The organism is Streptomyces humidus, from assembly GCF_014649655.1.
GTDB lineage: Bacteria > Actinomycetota > Actinomycetes > Streptomycetales > Streptomycetaceae > Streptomyces > Streptomyces humidus.
Window position 1 is genome coordinate 34621 of sequence record NZ_BMTL01000003.1, and the last position, 20011, is coordinate 54631.

Consider the following 20011-nt stretch of genomic DNA (forward strand, 5'->3'; position numbering starts at 1 on the left):
CGTTGGTACGCCGGCCCATGCAGTGCCGGCGAGCTGTATTTGGGATGTCCCCGACCACCACCGACCCTACCTCTCCGAGGCCGCCGGAGTGACATCGAGTCGGCCCATACACGGCACGGCGGTCCGTACCCGCCAGTAGGGGTACGGACCGCCCGGGCCGGACGGGGCCGGTCACTCGATTCGGTCACGAACCTTCACACCGGGTTGACTTCGGCGTGTCAGCTCTCAAGTGAGTCGAGCGCCTTGCCGATGAGCGCCTTGCGGTCGGCCGCCGAGGTGAGGTGCTCCAGGCCGAAGCCCAGCAGCACCGTGTCGTCGGTGGTGACCGCGCCGTAGGTCTGGAAGAGCACGCCCGTGCGCGTCCAGTCCTTCAGCACGGCCGGGCTGCCCGCCGGCGGGCCGCTCGCCTTCCACGCCCCCAGGGACGTCTCGAAGCCCTCGGTCTCGGCGGCGCTGCCGCCGACGACCAGCGAGGCGTCGTCCGCGAGGACGCCGTGGCCGCCGCTGCCGGGGTCGGTGACGTAGGCGATCGAGACCTCGACCTTCTTGCCCGCGTACGCGCTCAGGTCGAAGTTCACCTGCTGCCAGCCGCTGGACGCGCCGGTGAGCGCGTTCCAGGAACCGGTGGAGCCGGTCGCGGTGCAGTCGCCGGAGGCGAGGGTGAGGTAGTGCCGCAGCCACGGGTGCTCGCCGACGTAGAAGCCGCCCCCGCACTCCGCGGGCACAGCGGTGCCGGTGGCGCCCCCCGCCTCGGGAAGCGTGGTCCAGTCGTCGCCCCCGACCGTGTGGATCTCGACGATCGCGTTGTCGTAGCCGGGCTCGGTGTCCCAGAACAGCCGGGTGCGCAGCGCCGGCTTGCTCGCCGCGCCGACGGCGCTGAGGTCGATGGTGCGGGTGAGGCGCTTGTAGGCGTCGTCGGTGTGCACGGCAGCGGCCATGTACGAGCCGGCGTAAGGCCCGTACGGGTTGACCGCCCCGGCGAACCGGCCGGCCCCGGAGCTCGCGAACTGCGGGTACGCGGCGGCCGGCAGCTCGTCCGAGGTGACCCCGTAGGTGCCGGCCTTGTCCAGCGGGTTGCCGACGGCGGCCCCGAGGGCCCCGCCGAACCCGCCGAGCTCACCCGAGCCGGTGAAGCCGGTGGCGCCAGGGGTCGACGTACGGGAGTAGGCGCCCAGGTAGTACTGGCTGAAGTCGTTCGACGGGGTGCCGTCGGCGAGGGAGACGCTGCCGCCGGCCAGCTCGCCCGCCTCGATCAGCTTGCCGCCCTCGTTGAGGAAGGCGCGCAGTTCGAGCTGGGTGGGATTGCCGGGGGCGCTCGCGCCCGTGTAGTGGACGACCGTGCCGAAGTGGCTCAGCACGCCGAGCGCGTCGGGCGCGCCCTGGGAGGCGACGTCCCAGACGACCGCCTTGCGGCCGTTGGCCTTCAGCGCGTCGACGTAGGTCTGCGCCTGCGTGGCGGCCGCGCCCTCCTCGGCCACGACGAGCGTGTCGGCCCGGTTCCGCTGGGCGATCGTGTAGGTGAAGTGCGAGCTGGAGACCTTCTTGCCGGCCCCGGTCTCGCCGGTGAACCACACCTCGACCTTGTCGCCCGGCCTGCCGTCCCGCACGGTGGCCCGGTATTCGTCGTAGAAGAGGTTGTCGTCCCCGCCGTAGGTCTCGCCGCCCTTCCACGCCTTGAGCGCCCGGTCCCGCGTACGGCCGCCGTTGACGCGGTACTTGAGTTCCTTGTGCCGGATCGCCTTACGTACGACGACGGAGACCTCCTGGCCCGTGCCGCGCGCGTACGAGGTGGTGAACGGCGCCGGGGTGAAGTCGGCCGCGGACAGTCCGACCGAGGACTTCGGCCGGTCGGGGCGGGCGACGGACTCGGCGACGGAGAGCGCGAACGGGACGTTCTTGGCGAACTCGCTCCCGATCAGTTTCTCGTCGTCCGGGAAGTTGAAGACCGACTGGCAGTCGGCCGCGTTCCACCGGTCGTTCGGGTCGACGTCCGACGCGGTCTGGCAGGTGGACATCTCGGGGGTGAACATCCCCATGCCGTTGACGTTCGCCGCGTGGCCGTCGGCCTCGCCGTTGGTGGTGTACAGCTCCGAGGAGACCTGCGGGTGGTAGCCCGGGACCGCGGAGTGGTCGGGGGTGCCGGCGAGCGCCTTGTAGGCGACGTCGTCCGGGGTGTCGGTGGCGACCTGCCAGCCGACGCCGTAGAGCAGCAGCTCGGCCGCGGAGTGGTAGTTGATGCCGTACGTGAAGCCGATCCGCTTCTCGAAGGCGTCGAGCGCCTTGGTCTCGGGCTCGGAGGCGGGGCTCGCGCCGCGGTAGGTCTCGCTGGTGGGGTTGGGCGACGAACCCTCGTTGTCGTAGCCCCACTTGTAGGCGAAGTTGCGGTTCAGGTCGACGCCGTCGCCGGTGGAGATCGCGCCGTCGCCGTTGACGTCCCGCAGGTTCTTGCGCCAGAGCCGGTGGGCGGGGTCCTGGAAGGTGTAGTCGTAGCCGTCGGGGTTGGCCGACAGGACGAACCACAGCTCGCTGGAGTCGACGATCTTCCGGACCCGCCGGTCGGTCCGGTAGTTGTCCAGGTAGTAGTGCATCAGCCGGCGGGTCATCTCCGGGGTGATCCACTCGCGCGCGTGCTGGTTGGACATGTACAGCACCGACGGCTTCGAGCCGTCCTTCGACTTCTTCGCGTTCGTGGTCAGCTTGAGCGCGAGGATGTCCTGGCCGCGGACGGTCCTGCCGATGGAGACGACCTTGGTGAGGCCCGGGTTCTCCCGGGCGGTGCGGAGGATCTCCTCCTTGAGGCCGCCGCTGCCGCTGTAGGGGCGGAACACCCCGTCGGCGGCCGCGCCGAGGCGCTTCTCCGCCTTGTCCGAAAGGGTGTGCTCGGTCAGCTCGACGCCCTGCTTGCCGAGCTTCTCCGCCTGCTTGCCGGTGAGGTAGACCTCGACCGTCGCGGTGCCCTTGCGGGGCACCTGCTCGCTGAGTTCCCGGCCGTCCTGGCCGGCCGCCAGCAGCAGGGGTACCTGCTGCTGGGTGACGTCGGCGCGGAAGACCCTGACCTCGTCGGCGTCGGGCTTCGGTGTGGCGCCGGGCTGTGCCTGGGCGACGGGTGCGAGTGCCGCTCCACCGAGCAGCAGCGCGCCGACAGCGAGGATCGATCTCGCTCTTCGTCTCATGAACCCCCCTAGCCTGAGTCCGCCCCAGCAGCGAACCCTGCCAGGCTCATGACAGTTCATGATCGAGTCAAGAGCGCCTCGACGTCACGGAAAACGCCGGTGGTGTCGCCCGATCGGACGACACCACCGGCGTTCTGAAGGAGTGTCAGCCGACCAGGTTGTCGGCGAGTTCGTCGCTGAGATTGGCGTCCGTGCCCGGGATGCCGAGGTCGGAGGCGCGCTTGTCGGCCATCGCCAGCAGCCGGCGGATCCGGCCGGCGACGGCGTCCTTCGTCAGCGGCGGGTCGGCGAGCGCGCCCAGCTCCTCCAGGGATGCCTGCTTGTGGTCCATGCGCAGCCGGCCGGCAGCCGCGAGGTGCTCGGGCACCTCGTCCGCGAGGATCTCCAGGGCGCGCTGGACACGGGCCCCGGCGGCGACGGCCGCCCGGGCCGAGCGGCGCAGGTTGGCGTCGTCGAAGTTCGCGAGCCGGTTCGCCGTGGCACGCACCTCGCGGCGCATCCGGCGCTCCTCCCACGCCAGCACCGACTCGTGCGCGCCCAGCCGGGTGAGCAGCGCGCCGATCGCGTCGCCGTCGCGGACCACGACCCGGTCGACCCCGCGCACCTCGCGGGCCTTCGCCGCGATGGACAGCCGACGGGCGGCGCCGACCAGCGCGAGCGCGGCCTCCGGGCCCGGGCAGGTCACCTCCAGGGAGGACGAGCGGCCGGGCTCGGTGAGCGAGCCGTGCGCCAGGAAGGCGCCGCGCCAGGCGGCCTCCGCGTCACAGGTCGCACCGGAGACCACCTGCGGGGGCAGGCCCCGGATCGGGCGGCCCCGGCCGTCCACGAGTCCCGTCTGCCGGGCCAACTGGTCGCCGCCCGCGACCACGCGCACGACGTAGCGCGAGCCTCGGCGGATGCCGCTGGGGGCCATCACGATCAGCTCCGAGCCGTGGCCGAAGATCTCCAGGATGTCCCGCTTGAGCCGACGGGCCGCCATCGCGGTGTCCAGCTCCGCCTCGATCACGATGCGCCCGCTCACCAGGTGGAGGCCGCCGGCGAACCGCAGAAGGGCGGAGACCTCCGCCTTTCTGCAGCAGGTCCGGGTGACGGGGAGCCGGGAGATCTCGTCCTTCACCGCTGCCGTCATCGCCATGGGCCGATCCTTCCATGCATCCGAAAAATACGGTCGTACGCGGCGGCCAACAGCTCCGGGTCGTGCCTCGGGGTTCCGTCGGGCCGGGCCACCGGCGCCAGTTCGACCGCCGCCCCGAACCGTTCGGCGGCTTCGGCCAGCGAGTCGCGGTCGGGCACGGCGGCCTCGTCGGCCAGCACCACGTCCAGGGCGAGTTTAGGGGCGTGTCGTCCCAAAACCTCCAAATGACGCTGCGGGGAGAAGCCATCGGTTTCTCCCGGCTGCGGCGCGAGGTTCAGCGAGAGCACCCGGCGCGCCTTCGTCGCCATGAGGGCGTCCAGCAGCTCGGGCACCAGCAGATGCGGCATGACCGAGGAGAACCAGGAGCCTGGCCCGAGCACCACCCAGTCGGCGTCCAGCACGGCGTCGACGGCCTCCGGGACGGCCGGCGGGTCGTGCGGGACCAGGTGCACGGACTGCACCTCGCCGCGCGTCAGCGCCACGGTCGCCTGCCCGCGGACGGTCTCCACGTCGTCCGGCCGCAGCGGATCATGGCCCTTGACCAGTGCCTGGAGCTCCAGCGGCACGGCGGACATGGGCAGCACCCGTCCCTGCGCGCCGAGCAGCTTGCCGACCAGGTCCAGCGCCTGCACGTGGTCCCCGAGCTGCTCCCACAGGGCGACGATCAGCAGGTTGCCGACGGCGTGCCCGTTGATCTCGCCCTGCGACTGGAAACGGTGCTGGATGACCCGGGCCCAGGTCTGGCCCCAGTCGTCGTCGCCGCACAGCGCGGCCAGGGCCTTGCGCAGGTCGCCCGGCGGCAGCACGCCCAGCTCGGCGCGCAGGCGGCCGCTGGAGCCGCCGTCGTCGGCCACCGTGACGACTCCGGTGAGGTCGCCGGTGATCCGGCGCAGCGCGGTGAGCGAGGCGGACAGCCCCATGCCGCCGCCGAGGGCCACGACCTTGGGCTGGGTGCCGCGGCGGCGCGGTTTGCCGCCGCGGGCCTCGATCGGCCGGCTCACGCGCCCGTCGGACGCGGTCCTGCGCAGACGGCCGAGCCGTGGAGAGCGTCCTGTCATTCCCGTCCCATGTCCCGGTGCACGACCACCGTCTCCACGCCCTCGGCGGCGAGGCGCGCGGCGAGCTTCTCCGACATGGCCACCGAGCGGTGCTTGCCGCCGGTGCAGCCCACCGCGATGGTCACGTAGCGCTTGCCCTCGCGGCGGTAGCCCGCGGCGACCAGCTGGAGGAGCTCCGCGTACCGGTCGAGGAACTCCTTCGCGCCGGGCTGGTTGAGGACGTACGCGGAGACCTCCTCGTTGAGGCCGGTGTAGGGGCGCAGCTCCGGGACCCAGTGCGGGTTGGGCAGGAAGCGCATGTCCACCACGAGGTCGGCGTCGACCGGCAGGCCGTACTTGAAGCCGAAGGACATGACGGTGGCCCTCAGCTCGGGCTCCTCCTCGCCGGCGAACCGGGCGTCCATCTTGGCCCGCAGCTCGTGCACGTTGAGGCTGGAGGTGTCGATCACCAGGTCCGCGTCGCCGCGCAGCTCGCGCAGGAGTTCGCGCTCGGCGGCGATGCCGTCGACGATGCGGCCGTCGCCCTGGAGGGGGTGCGGCCGGCGCACGGACTCGAAGCGACGCACCAGCGCGTCGTCGGAGGACTCCAGGAAGACGATGCGCCGGGTGACGTTCCTCGACTCCAGGTCGGCGAGGGACTCGCGGAGGTTGTCGAAGAAGCGCCGGCCGCGGACGTCGACGACGACCGCGATGCGGGCCACGTTGCCCTGGGATCGGGCGCCCAGCTCCACCATGGTGGGGATCAGGGCGGGCGGGAGGTTGTCGACCACGAACCAGCCGAGGTCCTCCAGACACTTGGCCGCCGTCGAGCGGCCGGCTCCGGACATGCCGGAGATGATCACCAGCTCGGGGATGGCCGCGTCGGGGATCCCCGGCGGCGTGACGTCCGTACTCACCTGTGCTCCGTCTTCGTGGCGTGCTTCCTGCCCCGGGCTGCCGGCGACCGCGGGAGGCGGAGCGGCAGCCTCGCCGGACCCTTGGGGGCCGGGCCGGGGATCGGCTGTGGGCACAGTAGTGGGCGTCTGTTCCGGCTGGGCCGTGGGGTGTGCGTCGTGCTCGTTCATGTCTCCTGCCCCCGTCGTTCCTCCGGGGCCCCCGACGTCACGGGCGCTCCGGGGGAACCCGTCGTGGTGTCGGGTTCCTCATCATCAATGATCTCTCCGGTCGCCGTGTTCACGGCGGGGGCGGGCGGCGCCGCCTCGGCGAGGGCCGCGGCGATGGTCTCCGCCGTCTTGCGGCCTATGCCCGGGACCTCGCAGATCTGGTCGAGGGTCGCGGCGCGCAGCCTCTTCACCGAGCCGAAATGCTTGATCAGCGCCTGCTTGCGCGTCTCGCCGAGGCCGGGCACCTCGTCCAGCGGGCCGGCGCGGAAGCGCTTGGCCCGCTTGGTGCGCTGGTAGGTGATCGCGAAACGGTGGGCCTCGTCGCGCACGCGCTGGAGCAGATAGAGGCCCTCGCTGCTGCGGGGCAGGACGACCGGATCGTCGTCGTCCGGCAGCCAGACCTCCTCCAGGCGCTTGGCCAGACCGCACACGGCGATGTCGTCGATGCCCAGCTCGTCCAGCGCTCTCCTGGCCGCCGCGACCTGTGGCAGTCCGCCGTCGACGACGACGAGCTGGGGCGGGTAGGCGAAGCGCCTGGGACGGCCGTCGTCGCCCTTGAGGCCGCTGGTGAGGGGCGCTTCGCCGGCCACGGCCGCCGCGGCCGCGCCGTCGAGGACGGCCGGCGTGCCGTCGGCGAGGGCCGTACCGGTCCCGGCGGCGAAGGCCGTCCCGGTCCCGTCGGCCGACGGCTCGGCGCCGTCGGTCCACTCGCCCGTCCGCTCCTTCTCGGCGAGGTAGCGCCGGAAGCGGCGGGTGATCACCTCGTGCATGGAGCGGACGTCGTCCTGGCCCTCGAAGCCCTTGATCTGGAAGCGGCGGTACTCGCTCTTGCGCTGCAGACCGTCCTCGAAGACGACCATGGAGGCCACGACGTCGTCGCCCTGGAGGTGGGAGATGTCGTAGCACTCGATCCGCAGCGGGGCGCTCTCCAGGTCGAGGGCCTCCGCGATCTCCTCCAGGGCGCGCGAGCGCGTGGTCAGGTCGGAGGCGCGCTTGGTCTTGTGCAGGACGAGCGCCTGCTGCGCGTTGCGTGCGACGGTCGCCATCAGGTCCTTCTTGTCGCCCCGCTGCGGGATGCGCAGCGACACGTTGGACCCGCGGCGTTCGGTGAGCCACTCCTGCACGGGCTCGACCGGGTCGGGCAGGGCGGGGACCAGGACCTCCTTGGGGACGGAGTCGCCGCGCTCCTCGCCGTAGAGCTGCTGCAGAGCGTGTTCGACGAGAGCGCCGGTCGTGACGTCCTCGACCTTGTCGGTCACCCAGCCGCGCTGACCGCGCACGCGTCCGCCGCGGACGTGGAAGATCTGGACCGCCGCCTCCAGTTCGTCCTCGGCGACCGCGATCAGGTCGGCGTCGGTCGCGTCGGCGAGCACGACCGCGTTCTTCTCCATGGCCTTCTTCAGCGCCTCGATGTCGTCGCGCAGGCGGGCGGCCCGCTCGTACTCCATCTCCTCGGCCGCCTCCGTCATCCGCTTCTCCAGGCGGCGGAGGTAGGTGCCGGTGCGGCCGGCCATGAAGTCACAGAACTCGTCGGCCAGTTCCCGGTGGTCGTCCGGTGAGATCCGGCTCACGCAGGGCGCTGAGCACTTGCCGATGTAGCCGAGCAGACAGGGCCGGCCGGTGCGGGCGGCGTTCTTGAACACGCCGGCGGAGCAGGTGCGCACGGGGAAGACGCGCAGGAGCAGGTCGACGGTGTCCCGGATCGCCCACGCGTGCGCGTACGGACCGAAATACCTGACGCCCTTCTTCTTGTGGCCGCGCATCACCTGCACACGCGGGTACTCCTCGTTCATCGTCACCGCGAGGTAGGGGTAGCTCTTGTCGTCGCGGTACTTGACGTTGAACCGGGGGTCGTACTCCTTGATCCAGGAGTACTCCAGCTGCAGCGCCTCGACCTCCGTGGACACCACCGTCCACTCCACCGACGCGGCCGTGGTGACCATCGTGCGGGTGCGCGGGTGCAGGCCCGCCAGGTCCTGGAAGTAGTTCGCCAGGCGCTGGCGCAGGCTCTTCGCCTTTCCGACGTAGATCACCCTGCGGTGCTCGTCGCGGAACCGGTACACCCCGGGAGAGTCCGGGATCTGTCCCGGCTTGGGGCGGTAGCTGGAGGGGTCGGCCATGTCTCACACCCTACTGGCGCGGGGTGACACTCCGGCGGGGCTGTGGACAACGTCCGGCGTCCGCGACGGGACGTGGTACCTGCGGAATCCGGAAGGCCGTGGTCCGCAGGAGTGGACTCGGCCACCCGCATGTGCCACTCGGGCATCAGGTGTTGTCGGGACCAGGTCAACACGCTTCAATGCGGGGGAACTCGGGGCCCTGAAGGCCGCATCACGGATGTGAAGGAGTTCCGGCGGCGCGGTCAAGGCCCCGACCACCCCACGCACGGTCCGACCAGCCGTCGTGAGCATTCACAGAGAGGCTCCTGCATGCCGCACGCCACACAGCACGCGGACGCCGCCGGCGCCGTCACCGCGGAACTGGACACGGCCCTGCGAGGAGGGCCCTTCCACGTGGCGCTGCGGGCCGCGATCGCGGCCCGCGGACTGCCGTTGCAGCGTGTCCAGCACCACCTGTCGCGCCACGGGGTGAAGGTCGGCGTGACCAGCCTGAGCTACTGGCAGCAGGGCGCCCGGCGCCCGCAGCGGCCCGAGTCGCTGCGGGCCGTACGCGCGCTGGAGGAGATCCTGCGGCTGCCGGACGAGTCCCTGATCCGGCTGCTCGCCGCGTCGCACGACGAACCGGGCGGACCGGGCGGGCCGGGCGGACCGGGCGGGCAGGGCGGACCGGGCGGGCAGGGCGGCGGGACGGGCGGGCGGTCCGCGGGACGTTCCTACCGCTCGCTGCTGCAGGCCTCCGGCATCCTCGAACAGCTTCTCGGTGAACTCGCGTGCCCGCTGGACGGCGGACTGCACACGCTGGGCCACCACGAGCGGGTCCGCATCGGGGCCCGCCGCGAGCTGCTGGGACGGGAGTCGCAGCACATCGTGCGCGCCCATCGCGACGGCGTCGACCGGTTCGTGGCCGTCCACCACGGCGACCCGGGGTGCGCACCGGAGGGGATGACGGTGCACGCCCTGGAGAACTGCCGGGCCGGGCGCATCCGGCGCCACCACGGCACCGGCGTGCTCGTCGCCGAGCTCCTCTTCGACACCCGCCTGCGGGCCGGCGACACCTTCCTCTTCCGTTACGGCGTGGAGGACGGCACCGGCGAAGCGTCCACCGAGTACGTCCGCGGCTTCGGCGCGGCAGGAGGCCAGTACGCCCTGCAGGTCCGCTTCGACGAGCTCGCCGTGCCCGTGCGCTGCCACCGGTTCACCCAGCACTCGGCCGCGGCGCCGCGCGGCGGTCGCCAGGAACTGCCGCTGAGCGGCCGGCACCGTTCGGTGCACCTGGTCGAGCCGAGGGTGCGGTCGGGCATGGTGGGCATCGGGTGGGACTGGGAGTGACCGACGGCCACGGGTGGGTCAGGCCGCACCACGCAGACCGACCACGCGTCCCGGCCGCACTTCCTGGGCCGGCCAAGCGTCTCGGCCGCACTTCCTGGGCCGACGACGCGTCTGGGCCGCACCTCGCAGACCGACGACGTGTCTGGGCCGCAGACGGGCGAGACGTCTGGGCCGCACCCGCAGAGCGTCCACTCGCCGGTCGACGTTCAACCGCCTCGGCCGCATTTTGCAGACCCTCCGCAGGCCCTCCGCAGACCGTCTGCGCCGCGCGGCCCGACTCGACGACCGTACGCGCCCCTCGGGAGCGCTCGGCGCCGGTTTTGGGGCGCGACTGTGAAATGCGGTAGCTTCCCGGCCGGCGGCTCACCTGCTCCTTCGTCCGCCGTACCTCGTGCGGCCGCCCCGCGAGCAGCGGTCCGAGCGGTCGCAGACAGCCAGAGAGGAACCGCCCCGTGATCGTCGTCGCCGGTGAGGCCCTGATCGACCTGGTGCCGCAGGGGACGGGCGCCCTCGCGGGTCTGCAGCCGGCGCTCGGCGGCGGCCCGTACAACACGGCGGTCGCTCTGGCCCGCCTAGGCTCCCCCACCGCCTTCGCCTCCCGCGTGTCACGGGACGCCTTCGGCGAGGCGCTGCTGGACAGACTGCGGGACACGGGCGTGGACCTGTCCGCTGTGCAGCGCGGCGCGGAGCCGACCACGCTCGCGGTCGCCTCCCTCGACGCGAACGGTTCGGCCGCCTATTCCTTCTACGTCGACGGCACCGCGGACCGGCTGTTCACGGCCCCCGACGCGCTGCCCGCGGGTACCCGCGCGGTGTCCTTCGGCACCTGCTCGCTCGTGCTGGAGCCTGGTGCGAGCGCGTACGAGGAGCTGATGCGCGCCGCCGCGTCGCGGGGCCTGTTCACCGCACTCGACCCGAACATCCGATCAGGGCTGATACCGGACGCCGACGCGTACCGTGCCCGCTTCAAGGGCTGGCTGCCCTCGGTGTCGCTGCTGAAACTCTCCGAGGAGGACGCCGCGTGGCTGGGCGGCACCCCGCACGAGTGGCTGTCCGCGGGCCCCTCGGCCGTCGTGATCACCCAGGGCGGCGCCGGACTGACCGCGTTCACCCGGGACGGGTCCGTCTACTCGGTGCCGGGTGAGCGGGTGGACGTCGTGGACACCATCGGCGCCGGGGACACGGTGAACGCGGCTCTGTTGCACGGGCTTTCGGTGCGGGACGCGCTGTCCCCGGCCGCGTCGGCGGCTCTGGGCGCCGCCGGATGGCAGGAACTGCTGCGGTTCGCCGCGCGCGCGGCGGCGATCACCTGCTCCCGGGCGGGCGCGGAACCGCCGTACGCCGCCGAGCTGGGGGCGCTCGGGGACTTCTAGCGGCCTCGCGGGAAGCGGCTGCCGGACGAACGGGCGGCGCTCCACGGTGAGTTCCGTGGAGCGCCGCCCGTCGCGACCGTTGCCCGTCGCCACCGCTCTCAGGCGTTGCGGGCCCGCGTCGTCTTCTTCGCGGGAGCCGCCTTGGCCGGCCCGGCGGCCTTCTCGGCCGTCGTGTCCTTCGCCGCGCCCGCCTTCCTGGCGCTCGCGGTCTTGGCGGTCGCGGTCTTGGCGGTGGCCGGCTTGCGCGCGGTCGTCTTCGCCGCGACGGTCTTCCCGGCGGCAGCCGTCTTCTTCGCCGCCGCCCGGCGCGGGGCCTGTGCGGGCGCCGCGTCGCTGATCCGGTCGGCGTCGAGGATCTCGCGCAGGAACTTGCCGGTGTGGCTGGTCGACACCCCGGCGACCTCCTCCGGCGTTCCCTCGGCGATGACGAGACCGCCGCCGGCGCCGCCCTCGGGACCCATGTCGACGACCCAGTCGGCCGTCTTGATCACGTCGAGGTTGTGCTCGATGACGATGACCGTGTTGCCCTTGTCGACGAGGCCGGAGAGGACCTTGAGGAGCTTGCTGATGTCCTCGAAGTGCAGGCCCGTGGTCGGCTCGTCCAGGACGTAGACCGTGCGGCCGGTGGAGCGCTTCTGCAGCTCGCTGGCGAGCTTCACACGCTGGGCCTCGCCGCCGGACAGGGTGGTCGCGGCCTGGCCGAGCCGGACGTAGCCGAGGCCGACGTCCTTCAAGGTGTTGAGGTGCCGGGCGATCGACGGTACGGCCTCGAAGAAGCCCGTCGCCTCCTCGATCGGCATGTTCAGGACTTCGGCGATGGACTTGCCCTTGTAGTGGACCTCCAGGGTCTCCCGGTTGTAGCGGGCGCCGTGGCAGACCTCGCACGGGACGTAGACGTCCGGGAGGAAGTTCATCTCGATCTTGATCGTGCCGTCGCCCGCGCAGTTCTCGCAGCGGCCGCCCTTGACGTTGAAGGAGAAGCGGCCGGGCAGATAGCCGCGGACCTTCGCCTCGGTCGTCTCCGCGAACAGCTTGCGGACGTGGTCGAAGACGCCGGTGTACGTGGCCGGATTGGAGCGCGGGGTGCGGCCGATGGGCGACTGGTCGACGTGGACGACCTTGTCGACGAGGTCGTCGCCCTCCACGCGCGTGTGCCGCCCCGGGACGTTCCTCGCGCCGTTCAGCTCGCGGGCCAGGTGTGTGTACAGGATGTCGTTGACCAGCGTGGACTTGCCGGAGCCGGACACGCCGGTGACCGCCGTGAACACGCCCAGCGGGAACGACACGTCGATGTCCTGCAGGTTGTTCTCGCGTGCGCCGTGGACGGTGAGCCGGCGGGTGGGGTCCTGCGGGCGCCGGACGTCGGGCAGCGGGATCGCCTTCTTGCCGGACAGGTACTGCCCGGTCTGCGACTCCTCGTTGGTGAGCAGCTCCTTCAGGGAGCCGCTGTGCACGACCTTGCCCCCGTGCTCGCCCGCGCCGGGGCCGATGTCGACGATCCAGTCGGCGACCTTGATGGTGTCCTCGTCGTGCTCGACGACGATGAGCGTGTTGCCCATGTCGCGCAGCCGGACGAGGGTCTCGATCAGCCGGTGGTTGTCGCGCTGGTGCAGGCCGATGGACGGCTCGTCGAGGACGTACAGGACGCCGACCAGGCCGGAGCCGATCTGGGTGGCCAGCCGGATGCGCTGGGCCTCGCCGCCGGAGAGCGTGCCGGCCGCGCGGTTGAGCGAGAGGTAGTCCAGACCTACGTCGACCAGGAACCGCAGCCGCTCGTTGACCTCCTTCAGGACCCGCTCGGCGATCTTCTTGTCGCGGGCGCTGAGCTTGAGCTCGCCCAGGAAGTCCGCGCAGTCGCTGATGGACATGCCGGAGACCTCGGCGATGGACCTGCCCATGACGGTGACCGCGAGGACGAGCGGCTTCAGCCGGGTGCCCTCACAGGTGGGACACGGCACCTCGCGCATGTAGCCCTCGAAGCGCTCCCGGCCGGCATCGCTCTCGGCCTCGCCGTGCCGGCGCTTCACGAACGGGACGGCGCCCTCGAAGGGGGTCGTGTAGACCCGCTCGCGGCCGTACCGGTTGCGGTAGCGGACTTCGATCTGCGTCTTGTGGCCGTACAGCAGCGCCTTGCGGGCGCGCTGCGGCAGGCCCGCGAAGGGAATGTCCGTGCGGAACCCGAGGGCGTCGGCGAGCGCGCCGGTCAGACGGCCGAAGTACTCCTTGGTGTGGCCGTGCGACCAGGGGTGGATGGCGCCCTCGTCCAGGGACTTGTCCTCGTCCGGGACGATCAGCTCGGGATCGACCTCCATGCGCGTGCCGATGCCGGTGCATTCGGGGCAGGCGCCGAAGGGCGAGTTGAAGGAGAAGGAGCGGGGCTCCAGCTCCTCGAAGGACAGGTCGTCGTACGGGCAGTACAGGTGCTCCGAGTACATGCGTTCGCGCTCGGGGTCGTCCTCGGGGAGGTCGACGAAGTCGAGGACGACCATGCCGCCGGAGAGCCCGAGGGCGGTCTCCACGGAGTCGGTGAGACGACGCTTGGCGGTGTCCTTCACGGTGAGGCGGTCGATGACCACCTCGATGGTGTGCTTCTCCTGCTTCTTCAGGGCGGGCGCGCTGGACAGCTGCACTGTCTCGCCGTCCACCCGCGCGCGGCTGTAGCCCTTGGTCTGGAGGTCGGCGAACAGGTCGACGAACTCCCCCTTGCGCTCGCGCACCAGCGGCGACAGCACCTGGAAGCGGCTGCCCTCGGGCAGTTCCAGCACCTTGTCCACGATGGCCTGCGGCGACTGGCGGGAGATCGGCCGGCCGCACTCGGGGCAGTGCGGCTTGCCGATGCGCGCGAAGAGCAGACGCAGGTAGTCGTAGACCTCGGTGATGGTGCCGACCGTGGAGCGCGGGTTGCGCGAGGTCGACTTCTGGTCGATCGAGACGGCCGGCGAGAGGCCCTCGATGAAGTCGACGTCCGGCTTGTCCATCTGTCCGAGGAACTGGCGGGCGTACGAGGAGAGCGACTCGACGTAGCGCCGCTGGCCCTCGGCGAAGATGGTGTCGAAGGCCAGCGAGGACTTGCCCGACCCCGACAGGCCCGTGAAGACGATGAGCGAGTCGCGTGGCAGGTCGAGCGAGACATTCTTGAGGTTGTGCTCGCGCGCGCCACGGACGATGAGACGGTCGGCCACGCCGGTCCGCACCTTTCTTGAGAGGAGTGACAGGGGCGAGGCCCCCGTCTTTCCCAGACTAGGGGGAGCCACTGACAACGCCGGTCGGGACGGATCCCGGATTCACCGGTTGACAACAATCCCCGGCCTTCCAGCATGCCCGACGCCGCAACCGACCATATAGCACGTGCATTCGATTTACGTGCTCCGTCGGCCACCTTCACCCGAAGGGGTGGCGGGGCTAGGGTCATGACCATGATTGATCACGCTCATGACCTGGAGTCTGTACGTGAGGCGACGGAGCGGCTCCTCAGCGCAGTCGCCGCGCTGGACGACGCGTCCGTGACCGAGCCGTCCCGCCTGCCCGGCTGGAGCCGTGGCCATGTCCTGGCTCATATCGCCCGCAACGCCGACGCGCTCGTGAACGTCCTCGAAGGGCGGCCCATGTACGCCGACGCACACGTCCGCGACGCGGACATCGAGCGCGACGCCCCACGCCCCCTGGACGTCCAGCTCGCGGACGTGCGGGAGAGCGCGGCCCGCTTCCGGGCGGCGGGCGCGGCGCCCGCGGACTGGTCGCGCACCGTGGAGCTGCGCAACGGGGTCGTCGACGCGGCGGCCCGGGTGCCCTTCCGCCGGTGGGTGGAGGTCGAGCTGCACCACGTGGACCTCGGCATCGGCCAGGAGCTGGAAGACCTGCCCGAGGAGTTCACCGCGCGGGAGATCGCGTTCCTCGCGGAGCGGTTCACGGGGCATCCCGAGGTACCGCCGACCCGTTTGACGGACGGCACGCGCGCGTGGCACACCGGCCTGGAGGCCGAGGCGCCCGAGGTGACCGTCACGGGCGCTCCCGCCGAACTTCTGGGCTGGCTCTCGGGGCGCCGCGACGGATCCGGGCTGACGGTCGACGGCGGGCCCCTGCCGGCGCTCCCCCCGCTATAGGCTGCCGTCATGACGTACAGCGGACAGGTGACGGTCGGCGGCCCGGCGGACGTGCACGAGCTCAAGGACCTGATGATCACCAAGATCGCGGTCGGCCCGATGAACAACAACGCCTATCTGCTGCGCTGCCGGGCCACGGACGAGCAGCTGTTGATCGACGCGGCGAACGACGCGCCCGCCCTGCTCGGCACGATCGGCGACGACGGCATCGCGTCCGTCGTCACCACCCATCGGCACGGCGACCACTGGCAGGCGCTCGCCGAGGTCGTGGCGGCCACGCACGCGCGTACCCACGCCGGACGCGAGGACGTCGAGGGCATCCCGGTGCCGACCGACGTTCCGGTCGACGACGGCGACGTGATCCGGGTGGGGAACGTCGAGCTCACCGCGCGCCATCTGGTCGGGCACACGCCCGGCTCGATCGCCCTGGTCTACGACGATCCGCACGGCCACCCCCACGTCTTCACCGGCGACTGCCTCTTCCCCGGCGGCGTGGGCAACACCCGTAAGGACCCTGAGGCGTTCGCCCGTCTGATCCACGATGTCGAGACGAAGATCTTCTACGTCCTGCCGGACGAGACCTGGGTCTACCCGGGACACGGCGACGACACCACGCTGGGCACCGAGCGCCCGCACCTTCCGGAGTGGCGCGCACGAGGCTGGTAACCGTCCGACGACGACCGCCCCTGTTGCGAAACCGAAGAGGGGCGGTCGCGCGTTCAGGCCCGTAGCCGGGTGCTCTGATCGCCGGTTGCCGGCCGGATGTTTCCTCGTCGGGCTCGTCCACCTCCTCCCCCCGCGGCCGAGCCAGCGGCCGAACGGCCCGGCCCGGCCCGGACCTTCAACTCCAAGCACACCGGGCCCTTTCGTACGGTGCGGCGGCAGCGGGATCACGCACCCTCCCCTTCCTGTCGGGCCTGCGCCAGCAGCGCCGCCACGACGTCGTCCGCCTGGTCCTCGGGCTGCACGACGCGCGTGTCCGCCATGTCGGTGGTGGCGGAGCCGAGTACCTGCCCTTGACGGCGTTCCATCAACTCGGGATCGGCGGTGCCGCCGGGCCCGGTGAGGTCGACCCGGGTCGGCCGGCGCGGGACGGCGATCTCCGGCCCGGCCGGAGCCTCGGACAGACGTCAATAGTTACGCGAAAAATATTTCGCGTAACTGTTGACGTACTTTCGGGATGGAGGGGACGCTGGAAGTGCCCCCTTCGGTTCTCCCGGAAAGCGCGACCGCCATGAACACCACTCGCCCGAGCTTCCCACCCGCGTCGGATGCCACCGCCCCGGTCGCCCGCCGGCGGTTCCCGGTGGCCGCGGTGCTGGCCGACCGTCTCGATGACACCGCCGTGGTGGACGCGGCCGCCCGGCTCGCCGCCTCGCGCGGTGCACCGCTGCTGCTGATCGCGGTGCTGCCTCCACCGCCACCCAGGACCAAGACCGTCCGCCCGGACTCGATGGCGGTCCGTGCGGTGGTCGGGCGGGCCCTGCCGCGGCTGGCCCGCGCGGGGATCGCACATCGGTCGGCCGTCTATCACCGTCCCGCTGCGCGCGGCGGCGGGCGGCTGCATGCGGCGAAGGCGCTGCTGGACACGGCGGCCCTTCACGGCTGCTCGCTGCTGGTGGCATCGCGCAGCGGGCCGGCGGGGCTGGACGCGTGCACGGTCATGGAGGCCGCCGCCATCCGTGGCGGCCCGTTCGTGCACGCGGCCTCGCCGGCGCCGTGGGCGCCGCCGGCCACGCCCCGCACGCCCCGCTGAGCCCCGGGCAGAAAGGAATCGGTCCCGGCCGCCCCGCGGGGAGAGGAGCGGCCGGGACCGGCTGCCGCACACCCTCATGCCGCCTACCGCTGAGCGCCGGTTACAAGGCGGTGCGTTCGGGGCCGACGACGGGGGCGTCCTCACGGTGCAGGAAGGTGACCAGGAGGTCACCGACGGGGTGGTCGGCCTCGCTGGGGTGGCGCAGGGCGACGGTGGGATCGATGGTGTAGCGGTTTCGGCGGCCGACGCGCTCGCGGGTGAGGTATCCGGCCGCTTCGAGGTCGGAGACGATCAGTTGGACGGCGCGTTCGGTGATGCCGATGGCGTCGGCGACGTCGCGTCCGCGCGCCCCGGGGTCGCGGGCGAGGGCGATCAGGACCCGGGCGTGGTTGGTCAGGAAGGTCCACTGGTCGCCGCGCGGGCTGGAGGGATGGCTCATGGCCTTCATCATACGAAGCCGGCTTCGCATGATCAACATCATTTCGCGAAAAATAATTGACGAAAAAGTTTTCGCGTAACCGGGGACGGGAATCAGAGGGACAGGTGACGCCGGACGCACCCCACCACCCTCTTCGACCCTGCTGAAAGGGGGTCCCGATGTCCTGCAAGACCTCCGTCCCGACCCCGACCCGCCCGGCGGACACCGGCTCCCCGGTGCTGCCGCTGTCCCTGCCGCACCCGGTCACCGCGCTGGTGACCGACCGTCCCGACGACCTGGCCGTGGTGGACGCGGCCGTGCGGCTGGCCGCTCCCCGCAAGGCTCCGGTGCTGCTGGTCGCCGTCCTGCCCGCGCCGTCACAGATCCCGGACCACGCCCGTGTGGACGCGCAGGCGGCGCGGGTGTGCCTGGCCCGGGTGCTGCCCCGGCTGCGGGTGGCCGGGGTCGGCTACATCCCGGTCGCTCACCGCGTCCCGGCCGAGAGCGGCGGGCAGCCCAGGCTGCGGGCCGCGGGCGGTGTGCTGGCGCTGGCCGGACGCCACCATTCACCGCTGGTGGTGGCCTCCAGCCGGGGACCGGCCGGCCTGGACGCGCACAGCCTGATCGAAGCCTCGGCCGTACGCGGCGGCCCCTTCGTCCACGCCGTCGCACCCACCCGCGAGGCCGTGCCTGTCGCCGACGTGGGACTGGATCCGGCGGACCTGTCGCCCGCGGAGGTGCGCGATGTGTGGACGCTCGCCCAGCGCCGCCTGCCCACGGCCCGACGGATCGAGGCGTGATGAACGGCCTGTACGCGCTCGCACCCTGGTGGCTGCCGGCGCTCGTGGACCTGGTCGTCGGCGGCCTGTGCCTCGCCCTCGCCAAGCGGCCGCGCCGCCGCACCGCTGTCCGCCGGCCCGCCTGAACCGGGGAGGTGAACGCCTGGACGAACTGAATCAGCGCCCGGGCCCGGCAGCCCTCCGAAGCCCCCCGGGCCCGGGGCACCACTCCCCACCTTCTTGTCCGCCCTTGCCACTACGGCCCGCACGAGGAAGCCCGATCCACCATGAATGAACTGTCGTTCGCCGTCCCGCTGTGGGTATGGGCCGCTGTCACGCTCGGCATCGGCGTGATGCTCGCCGTCGATCTGATCGCCCATCGCGACAACCACGTCATCGGCTTCCGCGAGGCCGCGCTGTGGAGCGGCCTGTGGATCGCCATCGGCCTCGGCTTCGGCCTGATCCTGTGGGCGTGGCAGGGCGGCGAGGCATCGTCCACGTACTACGCCGGCTACCTGATCGAAAAGGCCCTGTCGATCGACAACGTCTTCGTCTTCGCGCTGGTCTTCTCGTTCTTCGCCGTGCCCGACGCCTACCAGCACAAGGTCCTGTTCTGGGGCGTCATCGGCGCGCTCGCGGCCCGGCTGGTGTTCATCTTCATCGGCGCCGAACTGCTCCAGGTCTTCTTCTGGACCGCCTACCTCTTCGGGGCATTCCTGATCTGGACCGGCTACAAGATGGCCGTCTCCAAGGACGAGGAGGTCCACCCCGACCGCAACCCCGTCGTCCGACTCGTCAAGAAGATCATCCCCACCGATCCGCGATTCCACGGCGACAAGTTCTTCATCCGCGTCAGCGGCAAGCGCATCGCCACGCTGCTGTTCGTGGTCCTGGTCGCGGTCGAGGCCACCGACCTCGTCTTCGCGGTCGACTCCGTCGCCGCCGTCCTGGCCATCACCACCAACACCTTCATCGTCTGGACCGCCAACGCCTTCGCCGTCCTCGGCCTGCGCAGCCTGTACTTCTGCCTCGCCGGGCTGCTGCGCCGCTTCCAATACCTGCACTACGGACTCGCGGTGCTGCTCGCGTTCGCCGGCGTCAAGCTCATCCTCTCGGAGACGCCCGTCGGCAAGCTGCCCATTCCCCTCACCCTCGGCGTCATCGCCGTCACCATCACCGTCTCCATCGCCTGGTCCCTTATCGCCACCCGCGGCGAGGACAGCGACAGCGGCGAAACCGCATCTCAGACGGACCCCATGGCCGACACGCAGCCACACCCGGCCACCGGCGCCCACGCCTCGACCCCCTCCGCCGGCCCGCACCATCCGGAAGGACGGCCGTCATGACCACCCTCAGCCCCCACCGCCGCAGCACACCCGCCCCGCCCCGCACCTCCCCCGTCCACCCCCACACCGTCGCCGGCGCTCCGGAAGGCGATGGCGTCCTGGCCATCCTGACCGGCGCCCGCGCCGATGCAGACGTGGCCGCCCGCGCGGGCCGGCCCCAGAGCGCAGCCGCCCTGCCCAGTTCAGCCGGGCCGGTGGCTGCGCGCCGTTGTACGCGGCTCGCGCACCCAACCGTCATGCCGGCAGCCGGACACGGTGCGGCACGAAGGGCTCGTCGTCCCCGGCACCCGCACTCGACATCGGGGCCCGCCGCCGGCC

At 71.7% G+C, this 20011-nt stretch carries 16 protein-coding genes; 8 read left to right on the forward strand and 8 right to left on the reverse strand.

Annotated elements, in window-relative coordinates:
• Positions 1–218: 218 nt before the first annotated feature.
• The 5 genes from IE239_RS03630 to uvrC form a co-directional block, all read right to left on the reverse strand.
• A complete protein-coding gene (locus tag IE239_RS03630) occupies positions 219–3173 on the reverse strand; it encodes a M14 family metallopeptidase (RefSeq protein WP_190147773.1) in 2955 nt (984 codons plus the stop codon).
• A 145-nt stretch (positions 3174–3318) separates the two neighbouring features.
• Positions 3319–4308, reverse strand: a complete 990-nt coding sequence (gene whiA, locus IE239_RS03635; RefSeq protein WP_109000029.1) for a DNA-binding protein WhiA — start codon at positions 4306–4308, stop codon at positions 3319–3321.
• Positions 4299–5366: a gluconeogenesis factor YvcK family protein gene (locus IE239_RS03640; RefSeq protein ID WP_190147774.1), complete on the reverse strand. Its 1068-nt coding sequence runs from the start codon at positions 5364–5366 to the stop codon at positions 4299–4301. Before IE239_RS03640 ends, whiA begins: the two co-directional genes overlap by 10 nt.
• On the reverse strand, positions 5363–6430 hold the full coding sequence (gene rapZ / locus IE239_RS03645; protein ID WP_190147775.1) for an RNase adapter RapZ: 1068 nt from the start codon (positions 6428–6430) through the stop codon (positions 5363–5365). Before rapZ ends, IE239_RS03640 begins: the two co-directional genes overlap by 4 nt.
• The gene (uvrC, locus tag IE239_RS03650) at positions 6427–8589 is read right to left on the reverse strand and encodes an excinuclease ABC subunit UvrC (RefSeq protein ID WP_190147776.1); all 2163 of its coding nucleotides are present in this window, start codon (positions 8587–8589) and stop codon (positions 6427–6429) included. Before uvrC ends, rapZ begins: the two co-directional genes overlap by 4 nt.
• Before the next feature lie 309 nt (positions 8590–8898).
• On the opposite strand from uvrC, the gene IE239_RS03655 reads away from it, so the two are divergent.
• The gene (locus tag IE239_RS03655; RefSeq protein ID WP_190147777.1) at positions 8899–9918 is read left to right on the forward strand and encodes a hypothetical protein; all 1020 of its coding nucleotides are present in this window, start codon (positions 8899–8901) and stop codon (positions 9916–9918) included.
• A gap of 452 nt (positions 9919–10370) precedes the next feature.
• A complete protein-coding gene (locus tag IE239_RS03660) occupies positions 10371–11291 on the forward strand; it encodes a carbohydrate kinase family protein (protein WP_190147778.1) in 921 nt (306 codons plus the stop codon).
• A 98-nt stretch (positions 11292–11389) separates the two neighbouring features.
• On the opposite strand, the gene uvrA is transcribed toward IE239_RS03660, so the two are convergent.
• On the reverse strand, positions 11390–14473 hold the full coding sequence (gene uvrA / locus IE239_RS03665; RefSeq protein WP_190147779.1) for an excinuclease ABC subunit UvrA: 3084 nt from the start codon (positions 14471–14473) through the stop codon (positions 11390–11392).
• 234 nt (positions 14474–14707) lie between these two features.
• Between uvrA and IE239_RS03670 the strand changes: the two genes are divergently transcribed.
• On the forward strand, positions 14708–15394 hold the full coding sequence (locus tag IE239_RS03670; protein WP_190147780.1) for a maleylpyruvate isomerase family mycothiol-dependent enzyme: 687 nt from the start codon (positions 14708–14710) through the stop codon (positions 15392–15394).
• Between the two features lie 9 nt (positions 15395–15403).
• Positions 15404–16060: an MBL fold metallo-hydrolase gene (locus IE239_RS03675; RefSeq protein ID WP_190147781.1), complete on the forward strand. Its 657-nt coding sequence runs from the start codon at positions 15404–15406 to the stop codon at positions 16058–16060.
• Positions 16061–16284: 224 nt separating this feature from the next.
• On the opposite strand, the gene IE239_RS03680 is transcribed toward IE239_RS03675, so the two are convergent.
• Complete coding sequence (locus IE239_RS03680; protein WP_190147782.1) at positions 16285–16425, reverse strand: hypothetical protein; 141 nt, start codon at positions 16423–16425, stop codon at positions 16285–16287.
• A gap of 203 nt (positions 16426–16628) precedes the next feature.
• Here IE239_RS03680 and IE239_RS03685 point away from each other — a divergent pair, with 203 nt between their 5' ends.
• Positions 16629–17150: a putative universal stress family protein gene (locus IE239_RS03685; protein WP_190147783.1), complete on the forward strand. Its 522-nt coding sequence runs from the start codon at positions 16629–16631 to the stop codon at positions 17148–17150.
• A 100-nt stretch (positions 17151–17250) separates the two neighbouring features.
• On the opposite strand, the gene IE239_RS03690 is transcribed toward IE239_RS03685, so the two are convergent.
• Entirely contained in the window at positions 17251–17589 is a 339-nt protein-coding gene (locus tag IE239_RS03690) for a helix-turn-helix transcriptional regulator (RefSeq protein WP_229877773.1), read from the reverse strand.
• 158 nt (positions 17590–17747) lie between these two features.
• Between IE239_RS03690 and IE239_RS41800 the strand changes: the two genes are divergently transcribed.
• From IE239_RS41800 to IE239_RS03700, 3 genes are all read left to right on the forward strand, one after another.
• Positions 17748–18368: a universal stress protein gene (locus tag IE239_RS41800; RefSeq protein WP_229877775.1), complete on the forward strand. Its 621-nt coding sequence runs from the start codon at positions 17748–17750 to the stop codon at positions 18366–18368.
• Positions 18365–18493 carry a hypothetical protein gene (locus IE239_RS42900; RefSeq protein WP_268254487.1) on the forward strand — a complete coding sequence of 43 codons (129 nt, stop codon included), beginning with the start codon at positions 18365–18367 and terminating at the stop codon, positions 18491–18493. The genes IE239_RS41800 and IE239_RS42900 overlap by 4 nt, the downstream gene beginning before the upstream one ends.
• A 141-nt stretch (positions 18494–18634) precedes the next feature.
• Entirely contained in the window at positions 18635–19693 is a 1059-nt protein-coding gene (locus IE239_RS03700) for a TerC family protein (protein ID WP_190147784.1), read from the forward strand.
• Positions 19694–20011: the final 318 nt, after the last annotated feature.

Bases quoted from the DNA above. Each gene is read 5' to 3' on its own strand.
- IE239_RS03640 (WP_190147774.1), bottom strand. From the start codon at position 5,366: ATGACAGGACGCTCTCCACGGCTCGGCCGTCTGCGCAGGACCGCGTCC.
- IE239_RS41800 (WP_229877775.1), top strand. From the start codon at position 17,748: ATGTCCTGCAAGACCTCCGTCCCGACCCCGACCCGCCCGGCGGACACC.
- IE239_RS03680 (WP_190147782.1), bottom strand. From the start codon at position 16,425: ATGGAACGCCGTCAAGGGCAGGTACTCGGCTCCGCCACCACCGACATG.
- IE239_RS03685 (WP_190147783.1), top strand. From the start codon at position 16,629: ATGAACACCACTCGCCCGAGCTTCCCACCCGCGTCGGATGCCACCGCC.
- IE239_RS03670 (WP_190147780.1), top strand. From the start codon at position 14,708: ATGATTGATCACGCTCATGACCTGGAGTCTGTACGTGAGGCGACGGAG.
- uvrC (WP_190147776.1), bottom strand. From the start codon at position 8,589: ATGGCCGACCCCTCCAGCTACCGCCCCAAGCCGGGACAGATCCCGGAC.
- IE239_RS03630 (WP_190147773.1), bottom strand. From the start codon at position 3,173: ATGAGACGAAGAGCGAGATCGATCCTCGCTGTCGGCGCGCTGCTGCTC.
- rapZ (WP_190147775.1), bottom strand. From the start codon at position 6,430: ATGAACGAGCACGACGCACACCCCACGGCCCAGCCGGAACAGACGCCC.
- IE239_RS03700 (WP_190147784.1), top strand. From the start codon at position 18,635: ATGAATGAACTGTCGTTCGCCGTCCCGCTGTGGGTATGGGCCGCTGTC.
- IE239_RS03655 (WP_190147777.1), top strand. From the start codon at position 8,899: ATGCCGCACGCCACACAGCACGCGGACGCCGCCGGCGCCGTCACCGCG.
- whiA (WP_109000029.1), bottom strand. From the start codon at position 4,308: ATGGCGATGACGGCAGCGGTGAAGGACGAGATCTCCCGGCTCCCCGTC.
- IE239_RS03690 (WP_229877773.1), bottom strand. From the start codon at position 17,589: ATGAGCCATCCCTCCAGCCCGCGCGGCGACCAGTGGACCTTCCTGACC.
- IE239_RS03675 (WP_190147781.1), top strand. From the start codon at position 15,404: ATGACGTACAGCGGACAGGTGACGGTCGGCGGCCCGGCGGACGTGCAC.